Source organism: Formosa sp. L2A11 (assembly GCF_009796865.1).
Taxonomy (GTDB): domain Bacteria; phylum Bacteroidota; class Bacteroidia; order Flavobacteriales; family Flavobacteriaceae; genus Formosa.
This window is the reverse complement of record NZ_CP047028.1, coordinates 2,793,798-2,805,766: the sequence shown is the minus strand read 5'-3', so window position 1 is coordinate 2,805,766 and position 11,969 is coordinate 2,793,798. Positions and strand designations below refer to the sequence as shown.

11 protein-coding genes are annotated in these 11,969 nt (G+C 31.6%); 7 read left to right on the top strand and 4 right to left on the bottom strand.

The annotated features are described in order from the left end of the window. Positions 1-28: 28 nt before the first annotated feature. A complete protein-coding gene (locus GQR95_RS12275; protein ID WP_159023438.1) occupies positions 29-409 on the bottom strand; it encodes a LysM peptidoglycan-binding domain-containing protein in 381 nt (126 codons plus the stop codon). 322 nt (positions 410-731) lie between these two features. On the opposite strand from GQR95_RS12275, the gene rpsA reads away from it, so the two are divergent. The 7 genes from rpsA (at position 732) to GQR95_RS12240 (ending at position 7,505) form a co-directional block, all read left to right on the top strand. After that, on the top strand, positions 732-2,561 hold the full coding sequence (gene rpsA / locus GQR95_RS12270) for a 30S ribosomal protein S1 (RefSeq protein WP_159023437.1): 1,830 nt from the start codon (positions 732-734) through the stop codon (positions 2,559-2,561). Between the two features lie 130 nt (positions 2,562-2,691). Then, entirely contained in the window at positions 2,692-3,231 is a 540-nt protein-coding gene (gene pyrR / locus GQR95_RS12265; protein ID WP_159023436.1) for a bifunctional pyr operon transcriptional regulator/uracil phosphoribosyltransferase PyrR, read from the top strand. 6 nt (positions 3,232-3,237) lie between these two features. After that, positions 3,238-4,167, top strand: coding sequence for an aspartate carbamoyltransferase catalytic subunit (locus GQR95_RS12260; protein ID WP_159023435.1), 930 nt, complete (start codon positions 3,238-3,240; stop codon positions 4,165-4,167). A gap of 1 nt (position 4,168) precedes the next feature. Continuing rightward, positions 4,169-4,501 carry a ribonuclease Z gene (locus tag GQR95_RS12255; RefSeq protein WP_159023434.1) on the top strand — a complete coding sequence of 111 codons (333 nt, stop codon included), beginning with the start codon at positions 4,169-4,171 and terminating at the stop codon, positions 4,499-4,501. A 2-nt stretch (positions 4,502-4,503) separates the two neighbouring features. Next, entirely contained in the window at positions 4,504-5,409 is a 906-nt protein-coding gene (locus GQR95_RS12250; RefSeq protein WP_159023433.1) for a ribonuclease Z, read from the top strand. A 20-nt stretch (positions 5,410-5,429) separates the two neighbouring features. Next, positions 5,430-6,080: a pyridoxamine 5'-phosphate oxidase gene (gene pdxH, locus GQR95_RS12245; RefSeq protein WP_159023432.1), complete on the top strand. Its 651-nt coding sequence runs from the start codon at positions 5,430-5,432 to the stop codon at positions 6,078-6,080. Positions 6,081-6,254: 174 nt separating this feature from the next. After that, positions 6,255-7,505 (top strand): hypothetical protein, encoded by a 1,251-nt coding sequence (locus GQR95_RS12240; protein WP_159023431.1) that lies wholly within the window; start codon positions 6,255-6,257, stop codon positions 7,503-7,505. A gap of 100 nt (positions 7,506-7,605) precedes the next feature. On the opposite strand, the gene GQR95_RS12235 is transcribed toward GQR95_RS12240, so the two are convergent. The 3 genes from GQR95_RS12235 to GQR95_RS12225 all read right to left on the bottom strand — a co-directional run bounded on the left by GQR95_RS12235 (position 7,606) and on the right by GQR95_RS12225 (position 11,878). Further along, a complete protein-coding gene (locus tag GQR95_RS12235) occupies positions 7,606-8,646 on the bottom strand; it encodes a GMP reductase (RefSeq protein ID WP_159023430.1) in 1,041 nt (346 codons plus the stop codon). A 117-nt stretch (positions 8,647-8,763) separates the two neighbouring features. Continuing rightward, positions 8,764-9,144 (bottom strand): Rid family detoxifying hydrolase, encoded by a 381-nt coding sequence (locus tag GQR95_RS12230; protein WP_159023429.1) that lies wholly within the window; start codon positions 9,142-9,144, stop codon positions 8,764-8,766. A 10-nt stretch (positions 9,145-9,154) separates the two neighbouring features. Further along, complete coding sequence (locus tag GQR95_RS12225) at positions 9,155-11,878, bottom strand: putative LPS assembly protein LptD (RefSeq protein ID WP_233265923.1); 2,724 nt, start codon at positions 11,876-11,878, stop codon at positions 9,155-9,157. Positions 11,879-11,969 lie beyond the last annotated feature (91 nt).

The window sequence follows — 11,969 nt, the reverse complement described above, 5'->3', positions numbered from 1 at the left end:
GCTCTTTTTTTATTAAAAAGGATTCCAATTATAAATTTGGAATAACTAATTCTTGATCTGGGTAAATAACATCAGGATTTTTAAGAATATCTGTGTTAGCTTTAAAAATAGCTTGGTATTTAGAAGCATCTCCATAATATTGTTTAGCAATCTTTCCTAAAGTATCACCGCTTTTTACTGTATGTCTGTGAAATACACTAGTGTCTTCAACACTTATATTAGCCATTATATCTGTAGGGTTATCACCTCCAATAGCCTTAATTTTATCCCAAAGTTGATTTTTATCATACTGTGTTTTAGCAGTACCTTTTACTTTTAAAACTCCATTTTCTTCAGAAACATCTCCGTTTTGAATTTTTAGAGCTTCTCCTAAATCAAGAACGTCTTGATATTTTGCTTTTGCTGTCATAATAAATGTATTTTTTTAGAGTTGACAAGATATTAATTTTCTTTTAAGAAGCTGTAATTTTTTCTACAATTAGAAATTAGGAATAAAACACTTGTTTTCAGGACTTTAATTTAAATAACAAATATTAGGCTATTAGAAAAAATATAATTAATTTTGCACTCCTTTTAGCGACAGTTGGAAAGATAAGAGGAACTGAAAAATTTATATATAACACTTCTATGTGTTCGTCGCTTAAATCTTCCAAGAATATATAGGATACAAGATGTAATGTAGTTAGTTTACGCGAAAGCAAAAAGCAAAAGCATTATTAATTTATTATTTAATGGCTGAAAAAGCAAAACAAGCTGAAGTTGAAGCAACTGAAGCACAATCTGTAGAAGCTCCACAAATCTCTGAAGCTCAAGCAAACCCTGAAAAATTCTTAGCAGATTTTAACTGGCACAATTACCAAGAAGGTATTGATGAAGTTGAAGATTCTCAATTAAAAGAATTTGAAAAATTAGTAGCAGAAAATTTCGTTGACACTTTAAATGACGAAGTCGTAGAAGGAACTGTAGTACACATTTCTGATCGTGACGCTATTATTGATATCAACGCAAAATCTGAAGGTGTAATTTCGTTAAACGAATTTCGTTACAACCCTAATTTAGCTGTTGGAGATAAAGTAGAAGTATTAATTGATGTGCGTGAAGATGCAACAGGACAATTAGTATTATCTCACAGAAAAGCTCGTGTAATTAAAGCATGGGATCGCGTAAATAACGCTCATGATACTGGTGAAATCGTTAACGGTTTTGTTAAGTGTAGAACTAAGGGTGGTATGATCGTTGATGTATTTGGTATTGAAGCATTCTTACCAGGTTCTCAAATCGATGTTAAGCCAATTAGAGATTACGATCAGTATGTAAACAAAACAATGGAATTCAAAGTTGTGAAAATCAACCACGAATTTAAAAACGTTGTTGTGTCTCATAAAGCGCTTATTGAAGCAGATATTGAAGAACAGAAAAAAGAAATTATTGGTCAATTAGAAAAAGGTCAAGTATTAGAAGGTGTTGTTAAAAACATTACTTCTTACGGTGTATTCATCGACCTTGGTGGAGTAGACGGATTAATTCACATTACAGATCTTTCTTGGTCTAGAATTAATCACCCTAACGAAATCGTTGAATTAGATCAAAAATTAAACGTTGTTATTCTTGACTTCGATGAAGATAAATCAAGAATCCAATTAGGTCTTAAACAATTATCTAAACATCCTTGGGATGCTTTAGGAGAAGAAGTTAAAGTTGGAGACAAAGTTAAAGGTAAAGTCGTTGTAATCGCAGATTACGGTGCATTTATCGAAGTTGCAGAAGGTGTTGAAGGTTTAGTTCACGTTTCTGAAATGTCTTGGTCTACTCACTTACGTTCAGCTCAAGATTTCGTATCTGTTGGAGACGAAGTTGAAGCAGTTATCTTAACTCTAGATAGAGAAGAACGTAAAATGTCTCTTGGAATTAAGCAATTAACTCCAGATCCATGGACTGATATTACTACTAAATACCCATTAGCTTCTAAGCATACAGGTATTGTACGTAACTTTACAAACTTTGGTGTATTTGTTGAATTAGAAGAAGGAATTGACGGATTAATTTATATCTCTGATTTATCTTGGACTAAGAAAATTAAACACCCTTCTGAATTCTGCGCTGTAGGAGATAAATTAGAAGTTGTAGTATTAGAATTAGATGTTGAAGGACGTAAATTATCTTTAGGTCATAAACAAACTACTGCTAATCCTTGGGATAAATATGAAACTGAATTCGCAGTAGGTACTGTACATACAGCTGCTATTGCAGAAGTTGTAGATAAAGGTGCTACTATCGACTTTAACGAAGATATCGTTGCTTTCGTTCCTTCTCGTCACTTAGAGAAAGAAGATGGTTCTAAATTAGGAAAAGGAGATTCAGCAGAATTCAAAATCATTGAATTCAACAAAGAATTTAAAAGAGTAGTTGCTTCGCATACTGCTATCTTTAAAGAAGAAGAGATTGCTAACGTAAAAGCTGCTGTTAAAAAACAGTCTGCTGCTGCTGCAGAATCTAAACCAACTTTAGGAGATGCAAACGATGCTTTACAAGCTCTTAAAGACAAAATGGAAGGAAAATAATCTTTCTAACCATTTATAATTTAAAAGCCTTCCAATTTTTGGAAGGCTTTTTTTATGTTTTATGGGCTAGGGAAACCCAAGTATTAAATTTTTACATTACCTTTGTTAAGCAAATACGTTTCGAAACAATATGAGTCAAAAAGTGTTACTTAATGCAACAGAGGTAAACATCATTCTTCATCGTTTGGCTTGTCAACTTATTGAAAAACATAACGATTTTACCAATACCGTTTTAGTAGGATTACAACCTAGAGGGAAGTTTTTAGCAAAACGGCTAGCCAAAATTCTAAAAGAAGATTATAAGATTAAAGATCTTAAATTAGGCCTTTTAGATATTACTTTTTATCGTGATGATTTTAGAAGAAGTGACAAACCTCTGGAAGCCAATACCACCGAAATAGATTTTGTAGTAGAAAATAAAAATGTTGTTTTTATAGACGACGTTTTATATACAGGGCGAAGTATTCGTGCTGCGCTTACTGCAATTCAATCTTTTGGGAGACCAGAAGAAATAGAACTATTAACGTTAATAGATAGACGTTTTAGTAGACATTTACCAATTCAGCCAAATTATAGAGGCCGACAAGTAGATGCTATAAATAAAGAAAAAGTAATAGTACAATGGCAAGAACAAGGCGATAAAGATGCCGTGTACTTAATAAATAATTAGACTAAGATGAGCGAATTAAGTGTAAATCACTTACTAGGTATTAAATATCTTAACAAACAAGATATTCAGTTAATTTTTGAAACTGCCGATCATTTTAAAGAAGTTATTAATAGGCCTATTAAAAAAGTGCCTTCACTTCGAGATATTACTATTGCAAATCTGTTTTTCGAAAATTCTACGCGAACGAAATTATCTTTCGAACTTGCTGAAAAACGATTATCTGCAGATGTAATTAATTTCTCAGCATCTCAATCTTCGGTTAAAAAAGGGGAAACCTTAATAGATACTGTAAATAACATTTTATCTATGAAAGTAGATATGGTGGTTATGCGTCATCCCAATCCTGGAGCTGGTGTATTTCTATCTAAACATGTTAAAGCAAGTATTGTTAACGCTGGAGATGGTGCACACGAACATCCAACACAAGCCTTATTAGATTCGTATTCTATACGCGAACGTTTAGGCGAAGTTAAAGGTAAAAATATAGTTATTGTTGGAGATATTCTACATAGTAGAGTGGCTTTATCTAACATATATGCCTTACAACTTCAGGGTGCAAAAGTTATGGTTTGCGGTCCAAAAACATTAATTCCAAAGTATATAGACAAACTTGGAGTAAAAGTTGAAACAGATTTACGTAAAGCTTTAGAATGGTGTGATGTCGCTAATATGCTTCGTGTACAAAACGAACGTATGGATATTAGTTATTTCCCTTCTACAAGAGAATATACACAACAATTTGGTGTAGATAAAGCATTGCTTGATAGTCTAAATAAAGAAATTACAATTATGCATCCAGGTCCTATTAATCGTGGTGTAGAAATTACGAGTGATGTTGCAGACTCAGATCAAGCCATTATTTTAGATCAAGTACAAAATGGTGTAGCAATTAGGATGGCTGTAATATATTTATTAGCTTCAAAAATAAAACAATAATATGGTTTTAAATACGGAAGGTAACACCACAATTGTTACTCAAGAACATGCGACTCCAGCACAATTAGTAAAAAAAATGGAGGATTCGTATTCAAAATTTAAAAACGATAATGTTATTGTTAATCTATCGTCTTTAGATAAACTGACTTTAGAACAGATTATTGAATTTCTTCAAATTTCTAATACACATAGAAAAGCTAAACATTCTTTTGTTTTGGTTTCAGACAAAACAAATTTAGAGCAGCCTATAGAAGAAATAGTAGTTGTGCCTACTTTAGAGGAAGCCTACGATATTATAGAGATGGAAGACATGGAACGCGATTTAGGATTTTAATTATGCAATTAACTATTCTTGGTTGCCATAGTGCAACACCACGTATTTCGGCGCATCAAACATCTCAGGTTTTAGAAATTAAAAACCACGTATTTTTAATTGATTGTGGAGAAGGTACCCAAGTACAACTTAGAAAATATAAGGTTAAATTTAACCGAATAAAACATATTTTTATATCTCACCTTCATGGCGATCATTATTTTGGTCTTGTAGGATTAGTATCTACTTTTAGATTATTAACACGCGAAACCGATTTACATATTTATGGCCCTAAAGGATTAGAGGAAGTCATTACACTTCAAATGAAACTTGGTGGCTCTTGGACTAATTTTAAACTTATATTTCACGAATTAACATCAAAAGAATCTAAATTAATTTATGAAGATGACACTGTTGAAGTGCATACCATTCCATTAAAACATCGTGTATATACTAACGGATTTTTATTTAAAGAAAAAACGGGAGAACGTATGCTAGATATGGATGCCATTTTAGACGATAATATTCATACTGCTTATTACAGAAAATTAAAACAAGGTGCAGACATTATAAATGAAGACGGTGTTTTAGTAAAAAATAAAGATGTAACAATTGCGCCTTCTAAACCTAAAAGTTATGCATTTTGTAGCGACACGGTTTATACAGAGTCTATTGTGCCACTTATAAAAGATGTCGATTTATTATATCATGAATCTACATTTTTAGAAAAACACGAAAAAAATGCTTTTCCAACTAAACATTGTACAGCTAAACAAGCCGCAAGTATTGCGAAAAAAGCACATGCAAAGCAACTTGTTTTAGGTCATTTTTCTACACGTTACGACGATTTAAGTGAATTTATAACAGAAGCTCAGGAGGTTTTCGAACCTGTAGATATTGCTGCCGCTGGTAAAGTATTTAAAGTTTAATTTATAATTATATTACAATTATGGAAGAACAAGATTTAAGTAATTATAGAAAAACGTACGCTAAAAGAGAACTTCTAGCAGAAGATACTCCAGAAAATCCATTAGAGTTGTTTAGAACATGGTTTATGGATGTAGATCAGCACTTTTTAGAAGACGAAACTAATGCCATGACAGTTTCTACTATGGGATTAGATGGTTTTCCAAAGAGTAGAGTAGTGCTTTTAAAGCGTTATACTTACGAAGGTTTTATTTTCTATACCAATTACGAAAGTGAAAAAGGAAAAGCTATTTTAGCAAATCCACATGTGTGTTTGTCTTTTTTCTGGCCAAAAGCAGAACGACAAATTATAATAAAGGGTATTGCAGAAAAAATAGCACCAAATATGAGCGATGGTTATTTTGAATCTCGCCCAAGAGGAAGCCAATTAGGAGCTATTGTATCTCACCAAAGTCAAGTTGTAGAAAGTCGTGAATTTTTAGACTCTAAATTAAAAGATTTAGAAACATCTTTTGAAGGTAAAGAAATTCCAAGACCAGACTATTGGGGTGGTTTTATTGTAAAACCAGTAGAACTAGAATTCTGGCAAGGAAGACCTAATAGATTACACGATCGTATTCGATATAAATTACAAGATAATTACGATTGGAAAAAAGATAGATTATCTCCATGATTATGTTATATATAACATAATTTTAATTTTATTTGTCATCCCTTTTTATCGTTAAAATAATTTTAATTGAAAATGTTTTATTTATTTAAACTAAAAAAAATAGTATTTATATAATGCTATATATTTTATTTTTAATTAAATTTAATACTTCAACTATTTACAAAACAGTTAATTATGATGTGTTTTAATAAGATTCATTTCATTATAAGTGCTTTTACCATTTCTTTTTGTCTTACGTCTTGTAAGCAAGAAAAAGATACAAGTTTATCTGCTTTAGAAATAGTAGAATCTAGTTCTTCAACCATATTTGTATCCGATAACAATGAAAACGAATATGTAATCATTGCAAATTCAGGTAGTGCAGATGGTAAGATTACAGTACACGATACTAAAGAAAATAAAGATTTTATTTTACAACATATAGAAAGTGCTAATGGCACAACATATAAAAATAAAGATGGTTATACTTTATTAACTAATGGTAGTGCTTTTACTTGGAGTAAAGACGATGATGTTATTGCCAAAGGACACCTTAAAACAACATCGATAGAGGTTGAAAAAGAATCTATTATTGCTAAATTAGATACGACTTATTATGGTAATTATGTAAATGATGATTACAATAAAAAAGATAATGGTCATGATTGGGTTGCTATAATGATTAAACCAATAGACGATTATAGAACTAAAATTACTATACGCTCTAGAGGAGACAAAAAAAGAGGAACTTGTACATTCGATGCCATTGGTAATGCTAGTAGCAATAGTACTTTAAAGGTTCTTGAAAATGGTATTAATATCTTGTTTACGTTTAATAAAGAAGGTGTAAGCATATCTACAGATCCAGAAACAGAAGAATACGCATTACATTCTTTTTGTAATGGAGGAGCTAGTTTATCCGGAACTTATGCAAAATTTGAAGGTGATTTAGACACAACACAAATTGATAAAATTGAGTATTCTAGATCTTTAAGTTATAACGATGTGTTTTATCTTATTGAAGAAAATAATGGTGTAATAACAATTACTCCAAGAGGAATAGATATAGCACCTTCTAAAATAAGTGATGTTAAAGGAGAGATAACGAACGTAGAAATAGATGATTTAAATAACGATACATTTCCTGAAATACTAGTTTATACAACATCAGGAACAGACGCTAAAGGCGAAGTCTTTGGTTTTTCTGTAAATGATGAAAAATCTATAAGTATAATTAAGGTTTCTAAAATTGCAGAGCATGAAGACGCTAATATAGGTTATAATGGTCATGATGAATTTGCAATGGTTGAAGGTACTTTTATACAACGTTTTCCTATTTACGAAAACAATACCCTTACAGGAAAGTCAAGACAAATACAGTATAAATTAGAAGATAGCGACTCTATTTTAAAACAATTAGTAGTAGATAAAATTGTTGAATATTAGCATTAATATATTCAACTTATAAAACAAAAATCTCGAGCTAATAACTCGAGATTTTTGTTTTTAATAGGTTTTAAAGATACCTAATATTTTATAGTTCTTATTACTTTGTATACACTTGGTTTTCTTGTTCTGCAACACGAATAAATGTTGTGCGTTTTGTTAATTCTTTTAAACGCTCTGCACCAACATAAGTACAAGTGCTTCGTATTCCACCTAAAATATCTTGTAAAGTATGCTCTACAGGGCCTTTAAAAGGAACCTCTACGGTCTTTCCTTCACTTGCTCTATATTCTGCAACTCCACCTACATATTTATCCATAGCGGTTTCACTACTCATTCCATAAAATTGTTTAAATTGTTTGCCTTCGCGTTCTATTAATTGTCCGCCACTTTCTTCATGTCCGGCAAGCATACCACCAAGCATAACAAAATCTGCTCCAGCACCAAAAGCTTTAGAGACATCTCCTGGAACAGCACAACCACCATCACTTATTATTTGTCCGCCTAAGCCATGTGCAGCATCTGCGCACTCTATAATAGCCGATAATTGAGGATAACCAACACCTGTTTTAACACGTGTAGTACAAACAGATCCAGGGCCAATTCCTACTTTAATAATGTCTGCACCAGAGAGTAGTAATTCTTCAACCATTTCTCCTGTAACTACATTTCCAGCTATAATTACTTTATCAGGATGTTGTGCTCTAGTTTGCTTTACAAATTTCACAAAATGTTCAGAATATCCGTTAGCAACATCAATACATATAAAACGCAGTTGCGGATGTTTTTCAAAAATTTGTTTTAGTTTCTCACTATCCTTTACATTTGTTCCAGTACTTACTGCTATATAATTTTCGATACCTTCGGGAGCTTCAGCAATAAATGTATTCCATTCTTCTAAACTATAATGTTTTTGAATGGCTGTAAACAAGTTTTGTTTTGCTAAAGCTAAGGCTAGAGAAAACGTACCTACAGTATCCATGTTAGCTGCCATAATGGGAACTCCTGTCCATTTAGTCTGACTGTGTAAAAATGTAAATTCGCGATCTAAACTTACTTGTGAGCGGCTTTTTAATGTAGATCGTTTTGGACGGAACATAACATCTTTAAAGCCTAATTTTATTTCATTTTCAATACGCATACAAGTGGGATTTTATTACTTTATAAAAGTACATTAAAGTTCTTTACAAGAAAATAGTTTGCAAAAAATAGCCCAAACTTTTATCAAGTTTGGGCATATATATTTTAAAATAGAATTTTATTTTGAAGCTAAAAAGCTAATTTCAACATTAACAAATTTAGGCAAGTTAGCAACTTCTACAGTTTCTCTTGCAGGAGCAGTAGCTTCATTAAAATACTGACCATAGATTTCGTTTATTTGCGCGAAGTTATTCATATCACTAATAAAAATAGAGGTTTTAATAACATCTTCAAAAGTCATGTCGGCAGCTTTTAAGATCGCTTCCATGTTTTTCATAACTTGAGTCGTTTCAGTTTTAATATCATCTAAAACCAATTCGCTAGTTGCTGGATCGATTGCAATTTGACCTGAAGCATATAACATACCATTTTTTAATACAGCTTGGTTATAAGGACCAATAGGAGCAGGAGCATCTGGTGTTGTAATAATTGTTTTCATATATATAAATTTATAGACTTTTATCTGATTGTAAACGTTTATCGTATTTAAGATCACTTAAGATACTAGATTTTATTCCAATAAAGAAGTACCAAGATTTACTTGTTCCAAAAGGTACCCAACTAAAATTCATTTTCCAACTTAATAAATCACGTTCTAAACGTAATTGTGTATATGTGAATCCCATATCCTTAAAATCGTAACCTGAAGAAGCTCCAACACTCCAACGTGGAGAAAGCGCTACGTCTCCAGAAAACATTAAGGAATGTGATGAAATTTCGTTATTCCTTGCAGAATTGGAATAGTTAACGGCGTAAGCTAAGTTTAAGGTCCAGGGAATTTTATAATTATAGAACTTATTATTATTTTCCTTATCCTCTTCATCCTCGTCTTCTTCTTTATCATCGAAAAAATTATTATTGGCAAAATCTTGAGATACACCAAATAAGTCATCATCTCTACCACCTCCACGAAGGTTTTCTTGTATGCCTTTGTCGTCGTCTTGAGATTTTCCTCCAAACAATTCGTTAGATAGTGAGTAACTTAAAGTTAAGTTAGCACTAGTTAATCTAAATAAACTTCCATTATTATTTATATTATAAACATCTACCTTAGTATTGTTATTGTCTAATGCATAAGGATCTAAAGTGGCACCAAAGTTTATATTCATTTTACTATCTAAAATAGATGTTCCTCCACTAATTCTAAGCGGACTCCATCTTAAAGAATCTCCTGCAAAATTATAAGATGTAGAAAATGTTAAACTATTTATAAGTGTAATTTTTTTAGCTTCGGTAGCAGTACTATCATTATCTCTTACTTTAGCTTCTAAATTGTTTGCTAAAGAAAATCCTACAGAAGACGAGAAATTTTGATTAGGCGCACCATATATAGATTCTTCAAAACGAGAATATGTTTCTAGTTCTGTACCTTCAGTAGAAATAACTTCGTATGTATCGTAATATTGATCGAATGAAGGTGTCAAGCTATAACTAATAGAGGGCCTCATTACGTGTCTTATCGCTTGTATTTTAGGATCTTTTCCTTTGCCCTTAAAATCGAACATACCATAAATAGTGGTTCCTAAACTAGTACTAAAATTATAGGTTCTATAGGCATCAAAACCATTTACAGTTTCTGTTACCGTTTCGCCTAAATCTTGATCGTAATATCTATTTATAGTTTTAAATGTCCAGTTTTCTTCAAACGATGTTCCTGCACTTAAACTTAAGTATTTAAAAAGTTTAAAATTGGTGCTTACCGGTATACTATGTTGTACACCTGCTTCTGCATCTTTAAACATTTGAGGCTTGAAGAATAATGAATCTGTAGTTTCTATTTGGTTTTCAGCATCTACAGAATATTGAAAATTTATATTATCTATAATACCACTTTTTGTACCTGTTTTTGGAGCAAAAGGATAAACTCTATCTACACTACCAGATATATTTGGAAGCGACATATTTATAACTTCTGTGGTTGTATTTTGGGAATGTGTTGCGGCAACACTAACATTTACTTGTGGCGCTCCACTAAAAGTTTTTGAATATGCTACAGAAGATGATAATGTGTTATTTAAATAGTTTCCTGTATTTAAAGAATTTACAGAAGTCTGATAATAGGAGCTACTCCCTAAGTTTACAGAAGCAGAAAAACTTGAATTTGGACTTGCTTTCGAATCCTGACTATGCGACCAACGAATATTATATATAGTAGATTTTGAGTAGTCAGGGAATCCCTTTTCACTATCTATTAGACTTTCATACCTAAAAGACATACTACCTCTAAACTTATATTTTAAAGCATAATTACTTTCAATATTTAAACCGTAACTACCATTGGTATAATAATCTCCTAAAATGGTTAAATCGGCATAATCACTCATGGCAAAATAATAACCTCCATTTTGCAGGAAGTAACCACGATCACTATCTTGACCAAAACTAGGAATAATAATACCAGAGGTTTGTGTATCTGTTAAAGGGAAAAATCCAAAAGGTACCGCAATTGGTGTAGGAACATCTGCAATAACCATATGCGTTGGACCCACAACAATTTTCTCGTCCGGAACATATTTAATCTTACTGGCTTTAAAATAATATTCAGGGTTATCTATATCTTCTGAAGTTGTAAATTTAGCTCTAGCCATGTAAATAACAGAATCGTTTTCTTTTTTTACAATAGGGGCCAAAATATTAAATCCGCTTTGTTCTGTTTTAGAATTATAAATTAATGCTTTCTGAGTATCGAAATTAAAACGAATAGAATCGGGTTCTACAACACTTTCAGACTGTGTAAATACAGGTTTCTGTATCATAGCTCCAGTAGAATCTTTTATGCGACCAGCGTACACTTCATTTTTACTATAATCAATAACAATAACACCAGCTTTAATGTTCATGTCTTGATAATCTACTTCAGCCTCATTATAGAGGTATAGTTTTTGTTCTAATCTATTAAATGAAGTATAATCTTTAGCCGAGTATTTAACGATATCGGTTAAAAATTCTTTTTTATGATTTGAACTATCAACTAAAATACTATCTTGAGCGCGTTCTGTTATTGTTTTTGCGGCTAAGCTATCTACGCTAATTGTTGGATTTATAAAAGGAGATTCTTTAGTTGTCGGTTTTATTACCTTTACAGGTTTAGGCAAGTCTTGAGAATAGCTAAAAGTGTTGATAAGCACTGTAAAACTTAAAGCTAAAAGTATTTGAAAGTTGTTTGAACGCAATGCTTTTAAATGTATTTTTGTAAAGTTTAAAAATAGTGTTTTAAAAAAGCCAAAATTACATATATATTTTTTGAGAACGATTAATATTCAC

Excerpts from the sequence above, each read along its gene's own strand:
- GQR95_RS12275 (WP_159023438.1), bottom strand. The coding sequence starts at position 409 with ATGACAGCAAAAGCAAAATATCAAGACGTTCTTGATTTAGGAGAAGCT.
- rpsA (WP_159023437.1), top strand. The coding sequence starts at position 732 with ATGGCTGAAAAAGCAAAACAAGCTGAAGTTGAAGCAACTGAAGCACAA.
- pyrR (WP_159023436.1), top strand. The coding sequence starts at position 2,692 with ATGAGTCAAAAAGTGTTACTTAATGCAACAGAGGTAAACATCATTCTT.
- GQR95_RS12260 (WP_159023435.1), top strand. The coding sequence starts at position 3,238 with ATGAGCGAATTAAGTGTAAATCACTTACTAGGTATTAAATATCTTAAC.
- GQR95_RS12255 (WP_159023434.1), top strand. The coding sequence starts at position 4,169 with ATGGTTTTAAATACGGAAGGTAACACCACAATTGTTACTCAAGAACAT.
- GQR95_RS12250 (WP_159023433.1), top strand. The coding sequence starts at position 4,504 with ATGCAATTAACTATTCTTGGTTGCCATAGTGCAACACCACGTATTTCG.
- pdxH (WP_159023432.1), top strand. The coding sequence starts at position 5,430 with ATGGAAGAACAAGATTTAAGTAATTATAGAAAAACGTACGCTAAAAGA.
- GQR95_RS12240 (WP_159023431.1), top strand. The coding sequence starts at position 6,255 with ATGATGTGTTTTAATAAGATTCATTTCATTATAAGTGCTTTTACCATT.
- GQR95_RS12235 (WP_159023430.1), bottom strand. The coding sequence starts at position 8,646 with ATGCGTATTGAAAATGAAATAAAATTAGGCTTTAAAGATGTTATGTTC.
- GQR95_RS12230 (WP_159023429.1), bottom strand. The coding sequence starts at position 9,144 with ATGAAAACAATTATTACAACACCAGATGCTCCTGCTCCTATTGGTCCT.